Source organism: Hwangdonia seohaensis, from assembly GCF_031932625.1.
GTDB classification, from domain to species: Bacteria; Bacteroidota; Bacteroidia; order Flavobacteriales; family Flavobacteriaceae; genus Hwangdonia; species Hwangdonia seohaensis.
In genome coordinates, this window is sequence record NZ_JAVSCK010000001.1 from 35,439 (window position 1) to 54,292 (window position 18,854).

The following is an 18,854-nucleotide window of genomic DNA, read 5'->3' on the forward strand; positions in this document are numbered from 1 at the left end:
TGATCCATTATCCTGAAAGTATTTAAATTATTAATTTAACAAATATAAAAAACTAAAGGTCGTGAAATATTAAATTGCAATAAATTTTAAGGCAGATATATCTTACCCGAACTATGGTCTTTTTTTGCGCCCGTTACGCTTTGCAAACAATTTATTTCACCCCTTAATTTTAGTACGCCTAAAAACGCAAAAATCAAGGCTTCTTTAAATTCCACAATGGTTTTTGATGGGATTACAATCTTGGTTTTGGAACGCTGTTTTATACTTTCCACAAAAAATGTATTATAGGCGCCGCCACCTGTTAAAAGCACCGTTTTTTGTTTATCGCTGCCAATTATATGGGCAATTTGAATGGCTGCGTGCTCAACAAAGGTTCTTAAAACATCTTTTATTTCTAATTCAAAAGCATCAATTAAAGGAAAAATATGTGTGTTTACCCATTCCAATCCCAAGGATTTTGGCGGTGTTTCTTTATAAAAACTTAGGCAGTTTAATTCTTCCAATAATTCCTTATTTACCGTTCCTGTTGACGCTATTTCACCTTTGTCATCATAGTCAAACCCAAGTTGTTTGACATAATAATTCAGCACGATGTTTACCGGACAAATATCAAAAGCGACCCGTTTGTTTTCAGCTTCGTAAGACACATTGGCAAAACCGCCTAAATTGATGCAATACTGATATTCTGAAAACAGCAATTTATCTCCAATGGGGACCAATGGCGCGCCTTGACCACCAAACTCAACATCTTGAAACCTGAAATCGCAAACCACCTTAGTATTCAATAAATTGGCAATATTGGGTAAATTTCCTATTTGATAAGTGAGCTTCTTTTCGGGTTGATGCAAAGCCGTGTGACCATGGGAACATACCGCATCTAAATGTTTTATATGATGTTTTTTAATAAAATTATTGATAACATTCGCTAAATAGAGGGTATAATCCTTGTCTATTTGCACTAATTTATCGGAAGAATACGAAACTAAATTTTTAAGAATGTGTTGCCATTCATTAGTATATGCCATGGTTTCGGCCTGTTTAATTTCAAAACGCCAAGTGTTTTTATATTCAAATGTAACATAAACCACATCTATGCCATCCAAGGATGTTCCGGACATCACACCAATAACGTTAAAATTCGATTTTATCATAATAAGTAAAAGTAACCATCTTCAATCAAATAACCACAGAGCCAACTTGCAAGATATTTTAATCTCAATTATCGCGTAAATTTATAAAAGAATGAGCAAGTGAAAACTAAGTTTTAATTTTTAAGAATTCACAATTAAAGGCTATATTTGTAAACATTTTTTACAAAAACTATATTTTAATTACGAATTATGAATTTCAACCTTTCAGAAGAACATAAAATGATACGCGATGCCGCTCGCGAATTTGCTCAAACCGAACTGCTTCCTGGTGTTATTGAACGCGATAACAAACAAGAATTTCCTGCGGAGTTGGTTAAAAAAATGGCAGACTTAGGGTTTATGGGCATAATGGTTGACCCAAAATACGGCGGAAGCGGAATGGATGCGATTTCTTATGTATTGATTATGGAAGAGTTATCGAAAATTGATGCTTCGGCTTCGGTAATTGTATCGGTAAATAATTCGTTGGTTTGTTACGGGCTTGAAGCTTATGGCTCCGAAGCTCAAAAAGAAAAATATTTAACCAAGTTGGCCACTGGCGAAAACATTGGCGCATTTTGTTTAAGTGAACCCGAAGCTGGCAGCGATGCCACGTCGCAAAAAACCACGGCTATTGATAAAGGCGACCATTACCTTATTAATGGTACAAAAAACTGGATTACCAGTGGTGGTCGTGCCGATGTGTATTTGGTAATTGCGCAAACCGACCGCGACAAAGGTTCGCACGGGATTAATGCGTTTATAGTTGAAAAAGGAACTGATGGTTTTCATGTGGGACCAAAAGAAGATAAATTGGGCATCCGCGGAAGCGACACCCACACCCTTCAATTTAACGATGTAAAAGTGCCTAAGGAAAACAGGATTGGCGATGACGGTTTTGGCTTTCGATTTGCCATGAAAACACTTTCTGGCGGACGCATAGGTATTGCCGCCCAAGCACTCGGAATTGCCCAAGGTGCTTATGAGTTGGCTTTAAAATACTCTAAAGAACGAAAAGCGTTTGGAACAGAAATTTGCAACCACCAAGCCATTGCTTTTAAACTCGCCGATATGCATACCGAAATTGCTGCGGCGCGCCATTTGGTGATGAAAGCGGCTTGGGATAAAGACCAAGGTAACAACTACGATATGTCTAGCGCGATGGCGAAATTATATGCCTCAAAAGTGGCAATGGAACATACCGTTGAAGCGGTACAAATTCATGGTGGTAATGGCTTTGTTAAAGAATACCACGTTGAGCGTTTAATGCGCGATGCAAAAATTACACAGATTTACGAAGGGACTTCTGAAATACAAAAGATTGTAATTTCCAGAAGTATTATCAGGGATTAATTGATTTGTCCTGCAAGGTTTTTTTTAACCTTGTAGGTGTCAATTGTTTTTTCATACAGACCTACAAGGTTAAAAAAAACCTTGCAGGATGTTAGTATTCAGCTCTTCAACTCATCTAAAACCAAGCGCAATTCGCCGTAGGAATATTTATCATCCAATTGATGTTTTAAATCCGAAAGGTTTTCGAAGTTGTGTTTGGGAATTATCGCTTTTAATTCCTTGTAATGTGTTTCTGAAATTAAATCGGTTGTTTTCACTTCGCCCGTTGGAATAAAGTGCGCTAAATGTCCCGTTATTGTATTGGGGTTCAGCTCTCTTTCGTTAGCTATTTCATCGATTGATTTTCCTGATTTGAATAAATCCAAAGATTCCTTTTTAGTGTCGCCTCGTTTTTTCTTGAGTTTTTCTTCTTCAAAAAATGAGGGTTCTTTAGAAATTTCAATATCATTTTCATCACAATAAGCATGAATCACTTTTAATATCTCACTTCCATATTTTTCAACACGAACTTTTCCCATGCCGTTAACTTGTAACAATTCTTTTTTATTGGTGGGCAGCGTTTCGCAAATTTCGTAGAGTGCTTTTTGGGTGAAAATTTGATAATGGATTAAGTCATTTTCTTCGGCAATCTCATTTCTTAAAATGCGCAACAATTCAAACAACTCCAAATTTGTCGTGCCGTCAACCACCGATTTTCGAGGTTTTTTAGGTTTGTCTTTTGCCAAAAACACCGCTTTCGCCCTTAATTCTAAAAATTTATGAGCAGAAAAACCTTTACTCAAATCATTAAAATACAGCAATTTTGATTTTATTAATTCTTCAATGGTATCCAAGAATTTATTAATATCCTTTTCAATGGTTTTATTATCTGTTGTAAATGTCAATGTTTTAAAAGGTTCGTCAATGTTTGTTTTTGTTTGCTCATTAAAATAATGAACCGCCTTTACAAAACGCGCTTGTAGGTTTTTGTTTGTTTCCGGTACTTCCGATGATTGCGACAAGGTTTTAAGTTGCGCATTAAAACCGTTGCTAACTTTCAGCAAATTGGTAACGGCTGCTTTAATGGTATTTAAGGGCGTTTCAATCTGCCCTTGGATAACCGTTCGGTTCTTATAATAAATATCTAATATTCGATTTATCGGATAAAGAAACTGATAATATTGAAATATTTCGGATATTAAGTTTAATTGAAACTCAGCTTTCGATTGATTTAAAACGCTGATATCGGGTTGGTTTTCTTCGGCATGTTTAACAAACGACAGCACATTGGTATCGCTAATAATTTGGCTGGAATCTATTTTGTTTTTCAGCACCAAACCTTCCAACGATTTGCACCGGCTTAACGCCACATAGGTTTGCCCATGCGCAAAAGCACCTTGGGCATCTATAATGGCTTTTTCAAAGGTTAAACCCTGACTTTTATGAATGGTTATGGCCCAAGCCAATCGCAATGGCATTTGGGTGTACGACCCTATTTTATTTTCTGAAATATCTTTGGTTTCGGCATCAACGGTGTAATTTATGTTTTCCCAAATTTCCGGGGTGGTTACAATATTAAAATCATCTTCGGGACAGTTTACAACAACCTCATCTTTATCCAACAAAATGACCTTTCCTATTTTTCCGTTGAAATATCTTTTTTCGCTGGAACTGTCATTTTTAATAAACATGACCTGTGCCCCAACCTTCAGTTCTAATTTTTCGTCATTAGGATAAGCATATTCCGGAAACTTTCCTTCAATTTCAGCTTTATAAGTATGCGCTTTTGTTTTTAGTTTGGCCAATTCGGAGCGGTTGGTTTGTTCCGCTTTATTGTTGTGCGTTGTTAAAGCAATGTAACCGTCGTTTTTATCGGGCACGAAATTAGGTTGGTAACATTTGTTCAATTCATCTGCCGAAGCTTGGGTCAAGCAATTGTCTCTAATTTCGTTTAGAATTTCAATAAATTTAGGGTTATCCTGCCTGTAAATATGTTTTAATTCTACTGTAATGGCGTTGCATTGTTGATAGGCATGGCTACTAAAAAAGAAGCCGTTTTTGTAGTGCGCTTTTAATAATTGCCATTCGTTGTCCTTAATAACCGGCGACAATTGCTGCAAATCGCCAATCATTAATAATTGCACGCCACCAAATACTTTATTTTTATTTTTAAACCGCCTTAGGGTTTTATCGATGCCATCCAATAAATCGGCGCGAACCATACTAATTTCATCAATTACCAAAAGGTCTAAAGATTTGATAATATTGATTTTTGTTTTGCTGAATTTACGATTGAAACCCGAAGAAGCACCCAAATCGGCATCGGGCAAAATAGGGCCAAAAGGCATCTGGAAAAACGAATGAATGGTAACCCCTTTGGCATTAATTGCGGCTACGCCCGTTGGCGCCACCACAACCATACGCTTTAACGATTTCATTTTTAGTCTGTGTAAAAACGTGGTTTTTCCCGTACCGGCTTTTCCTGTTAAAAACACATTTCTGTCTGTATTATTTACAAAATCCCAGGCTAAATCCAATTCGTTATTTACGTTCATTTTAAAAATTTGGTTAACTTCATAACTAGGTTGCTCCTAATACGTCCGTAGCTATAAAAAAGCAAGTACTGAATCGATGAAATACAATATGATTTCTTCAATTTACAGTGTTGCTAAAATATAGTTTTTAATTAATATCTGCTTCAATTAAGGTTTTAAAAATTGTATATTGGTGTGCTTATTTATCCTCTAATAAAAGAAAAAAAATGAATACATTAAAGAAAGAAAAATTCATGCTCGAAGCTGTAAATGCAGCGCTTAAAGGCATGCAAAATAATGAAGGTGGCCCTTTTGGATGCGTAATTGTTAAAGATGGTGAAATTGTTGGAAGAGGCAACAACAAAGTCACATCTACCAACGATCCCACGGCGCATGCCGAAGTTACGGCAATTAGAGATGCCTGTAAAAACTTAGGCTCTTTTCAATTAGAAGGCTGTGAAATTTACACCTCTTGCGAGCCCTGTCCGATGTGTTTGGGGGCTATTTATTGGGCGCGACCCGATAAAGTTTATTACGGAAGCAATCAAATTGATGCGGCAAAAATTGGTTTTGATGATGAGTTTATCTATAAAGAAATCCCTTTGCCTTATGAAAAACGAAGCATTCCTTTTGAGCAGCTTGCTCGCGATATCGCTTTAGAAGCGTTTCAAAAATGGACTGAAAAAGAAGATAAAACCGAGTATTAATGATTCAATTCATTCTCAATAATAAAATTGTCAAAACGGCGGCAAATTCTGGAATGACATTGCTCGACTTTGTACGCTACCAACAACGCTTAACAGGTACAAAAATTGGCTGTCGCGAAGGCGATTGCGGGGCATGTACCGTTTTGGTTGGCACGTTGGAGAATGACACCATAAACTACCAAAGCATTACCTCCTGCATTTCGCCTTTAGGTAATGCACATGGCAAACACATTGTAACGGTTGAAGGTACAAACCTATCAAAAAAACTAACCGCTGTGCAATTGGCCATGAAAGACAATTATGCGACGCAATGCGGATTTTGCACTCCTGGATTCGTGGTTGCGTTAACGGGTTTTGCTTTGTCAAATTCTGAAAAAAATTACAACCATGCTTTAGATGCCATCAGCGGAAATATTTGCAGGTGCACAGGCTATAAATCTATTGAAAAAGCAGCGCAACATGTATGCGATAAATTAGGAAATACAGATGAAAATTCATTTAATTGGTTAATTGAAAACGAATTTTTTCCCGAATATTTTAAGGATATCCCGAAGCGTTTAAAAAACTTAAAAGCTAAAGCAATACAACAGCCCAAAGGAAAATATGTTGCCGGAGGCACCGATTTATATGTGCAGCAAGCCGATAATTTAGTTGACAATGCGGTGCATCTTATAACTGAAAAAGATGCTTTAAAAGGCATAAACACAAACAACGGCATTTGCACCATCGGAACCAATTCAACCGTTTCCGATTTATGGAATCACCATGAAATAAACCACTATTTTCCAAATCTAAAAAAACATCTGAAATTGGTGTCTTCAGAGCAAATTAGAAACATGGCTTCATTTGGTGGAAACCTAGTCAACGCTTCGCCCATTGGCGATATGACCATCTTCTTTTTAGCATTAAACAGCGAAATTACCATTTTAAATGATAACGGAACCGAAAGACATTTAGCGCTTAAAAATTTCTATAAAGATTATAAAAAATTTGATCTAAACGAAGGTGAATTGCTGAAAACAATTCGTTTTAAATTACCAACTCCACATTCGTTTTTTAATTTTGAAAAAGTTTCTAAAAGAACCCATTTAGATATTGCTAGCGTTAATTCTGCCATTCTTCTTTCAGTTGAAAACAGCATGATCTTAGAAGCACATGTGTCCATTGGTGGTGTTGCTGCCATTCCGAAGTATTTACACGACACGTCTCGGTTTTTAACCGGAAAACCTTTGACTGCTGAAACCATACTTGAAGCCAACGAAATCCTCCAAAACGAAATTTCTCCAATTAGCGATGTTCGCGGTTCGAGCGATTACAAACGTTTATTGGCAAGACAGTTGTTCTTTGCACATTTCACCGAGTTATTTCCGAAGCAATTCACTTTAAACGACTTTGTTCAACATGCATAAAAACAAATCAAATACCATTTTGGATTTTAAAAAATCGCAAGTTGAAACGGCTTTAAAACAGAGCATAAAAAACCTGGATTCGTACACCCATCTTCGTGGTGAATCGTTGTATGTTGATGATGTAAATATCAGACAAGGCACATTTCACGCCGTGGTTTTCGATTCGCCAAAAGCACACGGAAAAATAAAGCATGTTGATTATTCTAAAGCGGAAGCTTTGGAGGGTGTTGAACGCATTTTTACCTACAAAGATATTCCCGGAAAAAACCAAATTGGTGGCATTATTCCAGACGAACCTTTATTTGCCGAAAACGAGGTTCATTTTTGCGGCATGCCAATCGCACTTATCGTTGCCGAAACCGAATTTATTGCGCGACAAGCAAGGGAATTAATTAAAATTGAAATCGAGGAATTACCAGTTATTACCACCGCAAAACAAGCCAAGGCGAAAGGCAGTTTTATAAATGCTCCGCGTACTTTTAGTTTAGGTGACACCGAAAAAGCCTTTGCAAATTGCACCTATGTTTTTGAGGGCGAAACCTTCTCAAACGGACAAGAACATTTATACATCGAAGCGCAGGGCGCTTATGCCGAACCTTTAGAAAATGGAAACATTAAAATCACCTCATCAACCCAAGGGCCAACAGCTGTCCAAAAAACTGTTGCCCAGGTTTTAGGCGTTTCCATGCACAAAATTGAAGTGGACGTTACTCGTCTGGGAGGTGGTTTTGGCGGAAAAGAAGACCAAGCCACTCCTTGGGCCGTTATGGCTGCTTTGGGAACTTTTCATTTAAACCAATCAGTAAAATTAATACTGAATCGCCATGACGATTTACGCATGACGGGCAAGCGGCATCCTTATGAAAGTATCTATAAAATAGGGCTTTCAAAAGACTTAAAAATTTTGGCTTACGAAGCTGAGTTTCTTCAAAATTCGGGTGCTGCCGCCGATTTATCGCCCGCCATTGCCGAACGCACCTTATTTCACGCGACCAACAGTTATTTTGTTCCGAACGTGACCACAACCGTTTTAAGTTGCAAAACCAATTTGCCACCAAACACAGCATTTCGTGGTTTTGGCGGACCACAAGGCATGTTTGTTATAGAATCTGCTATTGCAAAAGCTGCACATGAAATTGGCGTGCCCGCACAAAAAATTCAAGAAATTAACTTGCTTCAAGAAAACGATACCTTTTCCTATGGTCAAATTGCCAAACAAGTGGAAGCTAAAAACACTTGGGATTCGGCCAAATCGATTTACCATATTGAAACTTTGGAAAAAGAGGTTGAAGATTTTAACAAAAACCATCAAAATTTCAAAAAGGGCATAGCGCTCATGCCTATTTGTTTCGGCATCTCATTTACCAATACACCCATGAATCACGCACGTGCCTTGGTTCATATTTACCTTGACGGAAGCGTTGGCATTAGCACTGCCGCTGTTGAAATGGGTCAAGGCGTAAACACCAAAATCATGCAGATTGCAGCACAGGTATTTTCTATTCCTATTGAAAAAATAAAGATTGAAACCACAAACACCACAAGAGTTGCCAATACCTCGCCTTCTGCGGCAAGTTCTACGGCCGATTTAAACGGAAAAGCAACATTAAAAGCTTGTAACGCGTTACTTGACCGTTTGAAAAAAGTGGCTTCGGAAGACTTTAATGTTTCAGAAGAACACATTGAATTAAAAGATGAATTCGTTTATGTAAATAATGAAAAATCGGATTTATCGTGGACGGAGCTCATCAGTAAAACCATGTTGAAACGTGTCGCTTTAACTGAAAACGCTCACTACGCCACTCCAGAAATCCACTTTGATAAATCTAAGGAAAAAGGACATCCTTTCGCCTATCACGTTTATGGAACCGCCATTATTACCACAACCGTTGATTGCACGCGCGGCACCTACGAATTTGACGCTGTTAAAATAGTACACGACTACGGCAAAAGCATGAACAAAGCCATTGATTTGGGGCAGGTTGAAGGCGCATTGGCACAAGGCATCGGATGGATGACTATGGAAGAAATCGCATATAACGATGAAGGCAAATTGCTTTCAAATGCATTATCGACATATAAAGTTCCTGATATATTTTCAGTACCAAAAACAGTTGAAACAGTGCCTTTGGAAACCAGTGGGCATAAGCTGGCCATCTTAAAATCGAAAGCTGTTGGCGAACCGCCATTAATGTACGGCATTGGTGCTTATTTCGCCATTCAGAATGCCCTTAAAGCGTTTAACCCAAATTATAAACTAAAATTCCACGCACCTATGACTCCGGAAAAAGTACTCATGGGTTTGTATGAAAGCTAAATTGTACTCACAACCTATCCTGCAAGGCCTTTTTTTTCGACCTTGTAGGTGTAAAAAGATGATTAATACCTACAAGGTTTTTGAAACCTTGCAGGACAATAACTAAACCTATCGCACTACACTACAAAACATCCAACATCCTTAAAGGCGCACTAATTTATAGTGCCGGAGATACTATTGCAGCACTTTTAATTGATGAGTTTTCAGTATATCGTGTCCTAGGCCTGATGCTCGTTGGAGCCACCTTTTACGCTTTCGAAATCCCAAATTATTTTGATTGGATTGTAAAAAAAACAGCCCATTTAAAAGGCATTAAAGCGACGCTAACCAAAACAGGACTTGCCGTACTTTATTTTAATCCATTATGGGTAGCAAGGCATTTGTTGTTTATCAAGTTATTTTCCGGTGAGTTCAAAACAATTGGCTGGAATCTTTTAGCCATTGCCTTTTGGTCGTTTTTAGCCAACATTTTAATTTCATTTATTGCGAATTATATCATTCAAAACCGATTTAAACTCAAGTGGCGATTTTTGGGAAGTGCTATTTTTTCAGCAATTATGGCCATTTATTACGCATTAAGCGAAACGCTTTTCGGGTAAACCTTTATAGTGTATTTGAATGAGTTGCGCCACAACACTTATCGCAATTTCCTTGGGCGAATTACCACCAAGTTCCAAACCAATAGGGCAAACTACATGGCCCATGCCTTCTATAATCTGCATGTCTTTAATAAGCATATTGTTAAATCGCACACGCTTGGTTTTACTGCCAATCAACCCTAAAAACTCGGTATCCTGTTTTAGTGCCATCGCAATAATATCAAAATCCAATTTATGGTCGAGCGTTAAAACCAATACATAACATTGGCTTCCCCATTGCACCGCATCCTTAAAGGTTTTAAAATCGTTTAATTTGGCTTCATGTTTATGGACGTGAGCTTTCAATGGAATTTTAGAGAACCAATTGGCTCGAGAATCAATTAAATGCACTTCAAAAGGGGTGTTTTCCATCATATTACAAATTTCAACACCAATGTGTCCCGCGCCAAACACAAATAATTTCGGATATTGGTTCATAGGTTCAATAATTAATTCCACTTTACCGCCACAACATTGCTCAAATTCCGGCCCTAAGGTGTAACTCGATGTCATAATTCTATTTTCATTAATGGCAATAATCGCCTCATCTATGGCATTAAACTCAAGTTTTCCACCACCAATGGTACCGTGAATATCCCTGTTTTTGGTAACAATCATTCTCGAACCAACCACACAAGGTGTCGAGCCAAGGCATTGGGTAACGGTAATTAAAGCCACAGCTTCCCGCTTATCTTTATAATGCTTCAGTAAGTCTATCCAGTTTAACATAAAAATAAAATGCCAATAAAAATAAGACTTTTTTAACGGATGGTATCTTATAATATCATTATGTTTAAGCCAAAATAAACCAGCAATAATTTAACTAAATTTACTGTAAACTTTAGCAAAAGCTTTCGTCTACTTAACACATAACAAATAACTATGTCTAAAACATATTACGACCCAGCAGATCTTAAAAAATTCGGAAATATCACCGAGTGGAACGAAGAATTGGGCACCAAATTTTTCGATTATTACAATTCGGTCTTTAAAGAAAGTGCGCTCACTGCCCGCGAAAAATCATTAATCGCGCTAGCCGTTTCGCACACCGAGCAATGCCCGTACTGCATCGATGCTTACACCAAAGACGGCCTGCAACGCGGCATAACCAAAGAAGAAATGATGGAAGCCCTACACGTAGGCGCCGCCATAAAAAGCGGAGCAACCTTGGTTCATGGTGTGCAAATGATGAATAAAGTAAACAAACTGGACGGGTAATTTTTTGGGCGTTACCCTGCGCTTCGAGTACCTCAGCGACCGTCGGGTCGGGCTTTCACTACTCGCTCCCTCCTGCGTCGGGGAGCTCAAACATTTAGCCTACGGTGAGCGCAGTCGAACCGTTCAATCCCTAATGCGGGCCCGTTTGCAGTGGGCAATAACCGGCCTGTAGTCAGAGTTTATTTAAAAAGAATTTTGGGGAAAACAAAAAACAAGTTAAAAACAGAAAAGAAACCAAACAAAAAGTCAAGCCCTAAATTCCGGCGCAGTCGGGAAAGTCAATCTGCAGAAATAAAAAGCAAAGGAATGAAGATGCGAAGCGTAGCTTCAAGCACGTAATTCCGAAAGCGAATGATGCTTTAGCAATTTCCTCAGATTGACATGAATTTTTGGTTCGTTTTGCATCAAGGCAAAATGAACAGAAAAAAAATGAATATGACAAAAACACAATCCTTACATAAACGCCAAAGCGATTTAGCACAAAGCAACAGGCAACTGGAAATTCTATCTAACGGTATTTTCAAAAACGGCGAACTGCCAACCTTTAAAGCTAAAATTGCCGAAACCAATCAGTTTCCGCTTAAAGCGAAAAAACTGGAAATCCTACAGATAAACGTGGGCTATATGTGCAATCAAGTTTGCGAGCACTGTCATGTTGATGCGGGTCCAGACCGCAAAGAAATCATGACCCGAGAAACCATGCAGCAGTGTTTAAATGTTATAAAAAAAACAGGCGCGCACACGCTCGACTTAACAGGTGGTGCACCCGAAATGAACCCCGATTTCCGTTGGTTTGTCGAAGAAGCATCCAAAGCCGGTATTACAGATTTTATCGTGCGTTCCAACCTCACCATTATCCGCGCCAATAAAAAATATCACGATTTACCGGAATTCTTTAAAAAACACAATATACACGTAGTAAGCTCCATGCCACATTGGACACGCGGAAAAACCGATAAACAACGTGGCGAAGGTGTATTCGATCAATCCATAAAAGCGTTACAAGAATTAAACGCCGTTGGTTACGGCATGCCAGACAGCAAGCTTAAATTAGATTTGGTTTACAATCCGTCGGGTGCGTTTTTACCGGGCGATCAAACCGCTATGGAAAAGGATTTTAAAAAAGCGTTAAAAGAAGATTTCAACATTCAATTCCATAATTTATTCGCCATTACCAATTTACCGATTTCACGGTTTTTGGATTATTTGATCGCTTCGGAAAATTATGAAGATTACATGTACGCGCTCGTTGAAGCCTACAATCCTGCTGCCGTTGCAAACGTGATGTGCACCAATACGCTGTCTGTAAGTTGGGACGGTTATTTATTCGACTGCGATTTTAACCAAATGTTGGAATTGCCCGTAAACAGTAAAGCCAAACATATTTCGGAATACAACGAAGCACTATTGGAAGGCCGAAATATTGTAATTTCGCAACACTGTTACGGTTGTACCGCGGGAGCCGGAAGTAGCTGTCAAGGCGTTGTGGCGTAGCTACTCGTCAGTAATCAGTAGCCGTTTGCAGGTATTATATTATAAACAATCTATATTTCTTAAATAAAATATTCGTGAATTCGTGGCAAAAAAAATAGCATACATTATAATATTCTTAATATCTACTTTAAGTTTTTCTCAAAAATCAATTGCAGAAATCTTAAAAAAATACAATACAGAAAGCATCCCGTACATTACGGTTAATGACGCTTCAAAACAACTAAACGCCGTTATTTTAGATGCTCGGGAATTTTCAGAATACAAAACCAGTCGATTAAAAAACGCTATTTATGTGGGTTACAACGATTTCAATCTTAAAAAAACCATCAAAAAACTCAACAACAAACAGCAACCTGTAATCGTGTATTGCTCGATAGGAGTACGGTCCGAAGATATTGCCGAAAAACTCAAAAAAGCAGGTTACACCAGTATTTACAATTTATACGGTGGAATTTTTGAATGGAAAAACAACAATTTACCCGTTTATAATTCCGAAGAAAAAGAAACCGATAGCATACACACATTCAATAAAGAATGGAGTAAATGGTTAAAAAAAGGCATTAAAATTTATGACTAAAGCACTCATTATCGTTTTTGTGAAAAACATCAAACTGGGCAAAGTAAAAACGCGACTCGCCAAAACCATTGGCAATCAAGCGGCCTTTGAGGTGTACAGCGAACTGGTTAAAATCACCGAAAAAGCTACTGAACATATAGCAATCGATAAGCGTATTTATTTTTCTGATGCCATAATTGATTCCAAATGGAAAGGCCAATATAAAGCCGTTCAAAAAGGTAAAGATTTAGGCGAGCGCATGAAAAACGCCTTTATAAAAGGAATTGAAGATGGATATGAAAACATCGTGTTAATCGGCTCCGATTTGCCCGACATCAATGCCACTTATATTAAAACCGGATTGCAATCACTAAAAACCCATGACGTTGTTTTTGGTCCCGCCGTCGATGGTGGCTATTACCTAATCGGCATGAGCAAAATGCATCATTTTATTTTCGATAACAAACCGTGGAGCCAATCCAATTTATTAGAAGTTACTTTAAACGAATTACAACAAAATGCTGTATCTTTCGGGTTACTTGAGCCTTTAAACGACATCGACACATTTGAAGATTTACAAGCCTCAGCATTTTACAAATCGAATATTAAATTACAACACCGCATAGAACAATTAAATGATTGAAAAGATGGCAAACAGTTGCTGGAAACTCTTATTTTTAATCAAATTTTTCAAATTCACAAATATTAATACATGTTAAAATACATTAACGAAACTGTTGAATACCTTCAAGAAAAAGGATTCGAAAGCCCAGAAATTGGTATCATTTTAGGTACCGGATTGGGTCAACTTATAAACGAAATAGACATTTTGGTTGAGGCTAGCTACAACCATATTCCTTACTTTCCAACCGCCACGGTCGAGTTTCATAAAGGGAAACTTGTTTATGGTAATTTAGCCGGAAAAAAAGTTATTGTTATGCAAGGCCGTTTTCATTTATACGAAGGTTACACGCTACAAGATGTTACCTATCCGGTACGTATTATGGAAAAATTGGGCATAACAACCTTGTTGGTTTCCAACGCCGCCGGTGCTATAAACCTCAACTTCAAAAAAGGGGAACTCATGCTTATTGAGGATCATATAAATTTACAAGGCAGTTCGCCATTGGCTTTTAACGGTGTCGAGAATTTAGGCGAACGCTTTACGGATATGAGTGCACCGTACAATGAGGGCATCAATTCTACATTTAAAACCATTGCCAAAAACCGCAACATAAAACTTCACGAAGGCGTTTACGCCAGTGTTGTTGGCCCGCAATTGGAAACACGCGCCGAATACAGAATGCTTAAAATTATTGGTGCCGATGCCGTTGGTATGAGCACCGTTCCCGAGATTATTGTTGCCAATCATCTAAATATAAAAGTAGCGGCAGTGTCAGTTTTAACCGATGAATGCGACCCAGATAATCTAAAACCTGTTGATATTTCAGAAATCATAGCCATGGCTGCAAAAGCAGAACCAAATATGATTACATTATTTAAGGAATTAATAAAAACACTTTAATTAGTTGGCGGTTTTCAGTCCACAGTCTTCAGTTATTCTGGTACTATAAACTGAATACTGCCAACTGCAAACTGAAAAAAAATGAGCTATCTAGAAACCACACACAACGTTTACAAAGAAGCGGCGTTAACGCCCGATATCGGGCTCTGTTGCACCACAAACCCTATTTGGGAATTGCCAGGGTTAAAAATCCCAAAAATCATGCAGGAAATGAACTATGGCTGTGGTTCTACCGTTCATGCACGCGATTTAACCAACAACCCAAAAATGCTTTATGTTGGTGTGGGCGGTGGTATGGAATTGCTGCAATTTGCCTACTTCAATCGTCAAAAAGGCGGTGTAATTGGTGTGGATGTTGTCGATGAAATGTTAGAAGCTTCACGCAAAAACTTCATGGAAGCCGAAGCACAAAACCCCTGGTTTAAAAGTGAATTTGTCGACCTTAAAAAAGGGGATGCCATGAATCTTCCTGTTGAAGATAATAGTATAGACGTGGCCGCACAAAACTGCTTATTCAATATTTTTAAGGCTGATGATTTAAAAAAAGCCATTGCCGAAATGTACCGTGTACTAAAACCCCACGGGCGTTTAGTAATGAGCGACCCGACCTGCGAACAACACATGAATGATGAACTGCGTAACGACGAACGTTTACGGGCCCTTTGTTTAAGCGGTAGTTTGCCCATTGCAGAATACGTAAAAGCATTAACCGATGCAGGTTTTGGAACCATTGAAATTAGAGCGCGGAAACCGTACAGAATTCTTGATCCTAAAAATTACCCAACAGACGAATTAATCTATATTGAATCCATAGAAGTTGCTGCCATTAAAGACCCGATGCCTGCTGATGGCCCATGTGTTTTTACTGGGAAAGCAGCTATTTATTATGGCGCCGATAATTATTTTGACGACAAAGCGGGTCATGTTTTACTAAAAAATCAACCCTTAGCGATATGCGACAAAACAGCTGCAACGTTACAAGCTTTAAACAGAGATGATATCTATTTTTCAGAATCTACGTTTCATTACGATGGTGGCGGTTGTTGCTAAGCATCTAATTGCAAAATAATTAAAAGAGCGACCCATGGGTCGCTCTTTTTTTAACATTTAATTTTTAAAGATAATAGTAAGCAATCACTTATATAATCGTCAAAATCTTAATAAACGGTTTATTAATGATTCTTGCTCTTTTATTTCTTTCAGCCTGTTTTTTAGCGTACAGCAATGGTGCTAACGATAATTTTAAAGGTGTTGCCACGCTTTTTGGAAGCGGTACCACCAACTACCAAAAGGCTATTAATTGGGCAACCATTACCACACTTTCAGGTTCTGTAGCTGCGATTTTTTTGGCAAACGAATTGGTCAAGAATTTTTCAGGAAAAGGATTAGTCCCAAACGAACTAATTGCAATGCCTATTTTTGCTATTTCAATAGCTTTTGGAGCCGCTTTAACCGTATTTATTGCCACAAAAATCGGCATGCCCATTTCTACAACACATAGTTTACTGGGCGCATTATTTGGTGCCGGTGTTATGGCAGTGGGCTCTCAGTTTAATTTTGAAAAACTAGGAAGCACTTTTTTAATACCATTAATTGTGAGTCCTTTAATGGCCGCTGTATTAAGTTTAATGCTTTACATTATTTTTAAATACTTTAGAAAACAATTAGGCGTTACCAAAAAAACAAATTTGAATATCCATAAAAAACAAACGCAGTCCATAGCTACTTTAAATATGGATAAAACCTTAAGTTTAAAATCCAAAACCGCTATTAAAGCCACCATTCAAAATAAAACAGAAACTTACGAAGGGCAAATTCTAGGCTTAAGTTCACAAAAAGTTTTAGATGCTTTACATTATTTAAGCGCCGGCATTGTAAGTTTTGCGCGCGGATTAAACGACACGCCCAAAATTGTTGGATTGCTTTTAATAATCAACGTTATAGACATTAAATTAAGCATGGCAATTATTGCTATTGTCATGGCTTTTGGTGGATTGATAAATTCCAAAAAAGTAGGGTTGACCATGAGTAAAAAAATCACGCCGATGAATTCCGGACAAGGGTTTACCGCCAACTTAATTACAGGTTTGTTGGTAACTACGGCAAGCATTAATGGGCTACCGGTTTCTACCACCCATGTATCGGTTGGTTCTATTTTCGGAATAGGAACTGCGACAAAAAAAGCAGATTACAAAATGATAAGCAAAATATTGTTATCTTGGTTTTTAACGCTACCATTGGCAGCCATTGTAAGTGCAATTTTATTTAAACTTTTAGAAACTTTATCATAAAATGAAATACCTCATTTTAACAACCTTTGTCATCATTTTATCAGCTTGCGCTGGAACGAAAAAGGTGGTTGAACATAAACCTAATACCGTAGCTCAATCTGAAATAGAAACCAAAAAGGAAATAGATTCGCCATTGCAAAAAGTAGTTGAAGTAGCTGATGACGAATTCCATCAAAAGCTTATCAAAGGAGTTATTACCACACATCAATTATGGGACGAATTATTAATGAAACACGTTTCGGGAAACGGCAATGTAAATTACAAATCATTTAAAACCGAGCATAAAAAACTACTCGACTACATTTACGTTTTAAGCTTATTTTATGCAAATGATGCTTTTAACACTATTTCTAACGATGAAAAGCTTGCCTTTTGGATTAACGCTTACAATGCTTTTACCATTGATTTAATTTTGCGCCAGTATCCCTTAAAAAGCATAAAAGACATTAAAAAACCTTGGGAGCAACGCCTGTGGAAATTAGGTGAAAAAGAGTTTAGTTTAAATGATATTGAACATGAGATTTTACGGAAAATGGACGAACCACGAATTCATTTTGCCATTGTTTGCGCCTCGGTTTCATGCCCCAAATTATTAAACGAAGCTTATACGGCCGAAAATTTAGAAGCACAACTTACTGAAGCCACAAAGGATTTTTTAAGCGATTCAACAAAAAACAACATATCAAAAGACAGCCTTGAGCTATCGAAAATATTTCAATGGTTTGCAAAAGATTTTAAACAAAATGGTAGTTTAGTCGATTTTTTAAACCAATATTCAGACGTTCAAATTTCCGCGAAAGCGAAAAAAAGTTATAAAAGCTATAATTGGGATTTGAATGAATAAAAACATTTAGACCTGTCAGGTTTTAAAAACCTAACAGGTCTCTAAAAACAAAATATGAAACACCAAATCTCCATAATTATACCTACATTAAATGAAGCAGATCATATTGAAAATCTGTTGAATCATTTATTGAAAAATGCTTCGAAAGAAAACATTTCAGACATTATTGTTGTTGATGGCGGCAGTACAGACCAGACTTGTAAAATAGTACAGAACTTTGTCACTTCGAGTGATTTTGAGCATAACGAAAAATTGTATCGAGAAGACTTAATTAAATTTCTCGATACAAAATTTTCTATCGAAAATTCTACTCGACCAGACATCAAATTAATTCACTCGCAAAAAGGTCGTGCCAAACAAATGAATTTAGGAGCAAAAAACGCTTCGGGAAACATTCTGTATTTTTTGCATGCCGATTCTTTTCCGTCTAAAAATTTCGACGAATATATTATTGAACAAGTTGAAAAAAACCATTATGCCGGTTGCTTTATCATGAAATTTAACAGCGAGCATTGGTGGCTAAAACTAGCGGGACAATTAACACGATTACCTTTAAAATCTTGTCGAGGCGGCGACCAAAGTTTATTTATCACAAAATCACTTTTTAAAACCCTTAATGGTTTTGATGAGAATTTTAAAATATACGAAGACAACGATTTAATTGGCAAACTTTACGCTCGCAAGCAATTTGTGGTCATTCAAAAATGGTTAACAACCTCGCCAAGGCATTACAATACCAATGGTGTTTGGCGTTTGCAATTTCATTATTGGACCATTCATTTAAAAAAATGGTTGGGCGCTTCGCCAAATCAATTAAACCAATATTATTTAAAATATGTAAGTGTTAAAAAATGATAAA

The 18,854-nt window shown here is 37.5% G+C and carries 17 protein-coding genes; 14 read left to right on the plus strand and 3 right to left on the minus strand.

What is annotated here, in order from left to right; all coding sequences use genetic code 11:
* Positions 1-86 precede the first annotated feature (86 nt).
* Complete coding sequence (locus RNZ47_RS00130) at positions 87-1,151, minus strand: anhydro-N-acetylmuramic acid kinase (RefSeq protein WP_311934899.1); 1,065 nt, start codon at positions 1,149-1,151, stop codon at positions 87-89.
* Positions 1,152-1,340: 189 nt separating this feature from the next.
* On the opposite strand from RNZ47_RS00130, the gene RNZ47_RS00135 reads away from it, so the two are divergent.
* Entirely contained in the window at positions 1,341-2,483 is a 1,143-nt protein-coding gene (locus RNZ47_RS00135) for an acyl-CoA dehydrogenase (protein WP_311934901.1), read from the plus strand.
* 98 nt (positions 2,484-2,581) lie between these two features.
* Here RNZ47_RS00135 and RNZ47_RS00140 read toward each other — a convergent pair whose 3' ends face one another.
* Complete coding sequence (locus RNZ47_RS00140) at positions 2,582-5,017, minus strand: helix-turn-helix domain-containing protein (RefSeq protein WP_311934903.1); 2,436 nt, start codon at positions 5,015-5,017, stop codon at positions 2,582-2,584.
* Between the two features lie 206 nt (positions 5,018-5,223).
* On the opposite strand from RNZ47_RS00140, the gene RNZ47_RS00145 reads away from it, so the two are divergent.
* From RNZ47_RS00145 to RNZ47_RS00160, 4 genes are all read left to right on the plus strand, one after another.
* Positions 5,224-5,703 carry a nucleoside deaminase gene (locus RNZ47_RS00145; protein ID WP_311934905.1) on the plus strand — a complete coding sequence of 160 codons (480 nt, stop codon included), beginning with the start codon at positions 5,224-5,226 and terminating at the stop codon, positions 5,701-5,703.
* Positions 5,703-7,112: an FAD binding domain-containing protein gene (locus tag RNZ47_RS00150; protein ID WP_311934907.1), complete on the plus strand. Its 1,410-nt coding sequence runs from the start codon at positions 5,703-5,705 to the stop codon at positions 7,110-7,112. The genes RNZ47_RS00145 and RNZ47_RS00150 overlap by 1 nt, the downstream gene beginning before the upstream one ends.
* Positions 7,105-9,429 (plus strand): xanthine dehydrogenase molybdopterin binding subunit, encoded by a 2,325-nt coding sequence (locus tag RNZ47_RS00155; protein ID WP_311934909.1) that lies wholly within the window; start codon positions 7,105-7,107, stop codon positions 9,427-9,429. Before RNZ47_RS00150 ends, RNZ47_RS00155 begins: the two co-directional genes overlap by 8 nt.
* An 80-nt stretch (positions 9,430-9,509) precedes the next feature.
* On the plus strand, positions 9,510-10,028 hold the full coding sequence (locus tag RNZ47_RS00160; protein ID WP_311934911.1) for a hypothetical protein: 519 nt from the start codon (positions 9,510-9,512) through the stop codon (positions 10,026-10,028).
* Here RNZ47_RS00160 and xdhC read toward each other — a convergent pair.
* Positions 10,005-10,796 carry a xanthine dehydrogenase accessory protein XdhC gene (gene xdhC / locus RNZ47_RS00165; protein WP_311934913.1) on the minus strand — a complete coding sequence of 264 codons (792 nt, stop codon included), beginning with the start codon at positions 10,794-10,796 and terminating at the stop codon, positions 10,005-10,007. The genes RNZ47_RS00160 and xdhC overlap by 24 nt on opposite strands.
* Positions 10,797-10,949: 153 nt before the next feature.
* Between xdhC and RNZ47_RS00170 the strand changes: the two genes are divergently transcribed.
* From RNZ47_RS00170 to RNZ47_RS00210, 9 genes are all read left to right on the plus strand, one after another.
* The gene (locus RNZ47_RS00170; RefSeq protein ID WP_311934915.1) at positions 10,950-11,285 is read left to right on the plus strand and encodes an arsenosugar biosynthesis-associated peroxidase-like protein; all 336 of its coding nucleotides are present in this window, start codon (positions 10,950-10,952) and stop codon (positions 11,283-11,285) included.
* Between the two features lie 435 nt (positions 11,286-11,720).
* On the plus strand, positions 11,721-12,779 hold the full coding sequence (gene arsS / locus RNZ47_RS00175; protein ID WP_376717807.1) for an arsenosugar biosynthesis radical SAM (seleno)protein ArsS: 1,059 nt from the start codon (positions 11,721-11,723) through the stop codon (positions 12,777-12,779).
* Positions 12,780-12,861: 82 nt separating this feature from the next.
* Complete coding sequence (locus RNZ47_RS00180; RefSeq protein WP_311934920.1) at positions 12,862-13,356, plus strand: rhodanese-like domain-containing protein; 495 nt, start codon at positions 12,862-12,864, stop codon at positions 13,354-13,356.
* A complete protein-coding gene (locus RNZ47_RS00185; protein WP_311934923.1) occupies positions 13,349-13,978 on the plus strand; it encodes a TIGR04282 family arsenosugar biosynthesis glycosyltransferase in 630 nt (209 codons plus the stop codon). Before RNZ47_RS00180 ends, RNZ47_RS00185 begins: the two co-directional genes overlap by 8 nt.
* Before the next feature lie 69 nt (positions 13,979-14,047).
* The gene (locus RNZ47_RS00190; protein WP_311934925.1) at positions 14,048-14,860 is read left to right on the plus strand and encodes a purine-nucleoside phosphorylase; all 813 of its coding nucleotides are present in this window, start codon (positions 14,048-14,050) and stop codon (positions 14,858-14,860) included.
* A gap of 81 nt (positions 14,861-14,941) precedes the next feature.
* Positions 14,942-15,910: an arsenosugar biosynthesis arsenite methyltransferase ArsM gene (gene arsM, locus RNZ47_RS00195; RefSeq protein WP_311934927.1), complete on the plus strand. Its 969-nt coding sequence runs from the start codon at positions 14,942-14,944 to the stop codon at positions 15,908-15,910.
* A 125-nt stretch (positions 15,911-16,035) separates the two neighbouring features.
* Positions 16,036-17,151, plus strand: a complete 1,116-nt coding sequence (locus tag RNZ47_RS00200) for an inorganic phosphate transporter (RefSeq protein ID WP_311934929.1) — start codon at positions 16,036-16,038, stop codon at positions 17,149-17,151.
* 1 nt (position 17,152) lies between these two features.
* Positions 17,153-17,995: a DUF547 domain-containing protein gene (locus RNZ47_RS00205; RefSeq protein ID WP_311934931.1), complete on the plus strand. Its 843-nt coding sequence runs from the start codon at positions 17,153-17,155 to the stop codon at positions 17,993-17,995.
* 54 nt (positions 17,996-18,049) lie between these two features.
* A complete protein-coding gene (locus tag RNZ47_RS00210) occupies positions 18,050-18,850 on the plus strand; it encodes a TIGR04283 family arsenosugar biosynthesis glycosyltransferase (RefSeq protein WP_311934933.1) in 801 nt (266 codons plus the stop codon).
* The last annotated feature ends 4 nt before the right edge of the window (positions 18,851-18,854 follow it).

What these genes read in the sequence shown, in the direction of transcription:
- RNZ47_RS00130 (WP_311934899.1), bottom strand. Translation starts at nt 1,151, where the DNA reads ATGATAAAATCGAATTTTAACGTTATTGGTGTGATGTCCGGAACATCC.
- RNZ47_RS00135 (WP_311934901.1), top strand. Translation starts at nt 1,341, where the DNA reads ATGAATTTCAACCTTTCAGAAGAACATAAAATGATACGCGATGCCGCT.
- RNZ47_RS00140 (WP_311934903.1), bottom strand. Translation starts at nt 5,017, where the DNA reads ATGAACGTAAATAACGAATTGGATTTAGCCTGGGATTTTGTAAATAAT.
- RNZ47_RS00145 (WP_311934905.1), top strand. Translation starts at nt 5,224, where the DNA reads ATGAATACATTAAAGAAAGAAAAATTCATGCTCGAAGCTGTAAATGCA.
- RNZ47_RS00150 (WP_311934907.1), top strand. Translation starts at nt 5,703, where the DNA reads ATGATTCAATTCATTCTCAATAATAAAATTGTCAAAACGGCGGCAAAT.
- RNZ47_RS00155 (WP_311934909.1), top strand. Translation starts at nt 7,105, where the DNA reads ATGCATAAAAACAAATCAAATACCATTTTGGATTTTAAAAAATCGCAA.
- xdhC (WP_311934913.1), bottom strand. Translation starts at nt 10,796, where the DNA reads ATGTTAAACTGGATAGACTTACTGAAGCATTATAAAGATAAGCGGGAA.
- RNZ47_RS00170 (WP_311934915.1), top strand. Translation starts at nt 10,950, where the DNA reads ATGTCTAAAACATATTACGACCCAGCAGATCTTAAAAAATTCGGAAAT.
- arsS (WP_376717807.1), top strand. Translation starts at nt 11,721, where the DNA reads ATGACAAAAACACAATCCTTACATAAACGCCAAAGCGATTTAGCACAA.
- RNZ47_RS00185 (WP_311934923.1), top strand. Translation starts at nt 13,349, where the DNA reads ATGACTAAAGCACTCATTATCGTTTTTGTGAAAAACATCAAACTGGGC.
- RNZ47_RS00190 (WP_311934925.1), top strand. Translation starts at nt 14,048, where the DNA reads ATGTTAAAATACATTAACGAAACTGTTGAATACCTTCAAGAAAAAGGA.
- arsM (WP_311934927.1), top strand. Translation starts at nt 14,942, where the DNA reads ATGAGCTATCTAGAAACCACACACAACGTTTACAAAGAAGCGGCGTTA.
- RNZ47_RS00200 (WP_311934929.1), top strand. Translation starts at nt 16,036, where the DNA reads ATGATTCTTGCTCTTTTATTTCTTTCAGCCTGTTTTTTAGCGTACAGC.
- RNZ47_RS00205 (WP_311934931.1), top strand. Translation starts at nt 17,153, where the DNA reads ATGAAATACCTCATTTTAACAACCTTTGTCATCATTTTATCAGCTTGC.
- RNZ47_RS00210 (WP_311934933.1), top strand. Translation starts at nt 18,050, where the DNA reads ATGAAACACCAAATCTCCATAATTATACCTACATTAAATGAAGCAGAT.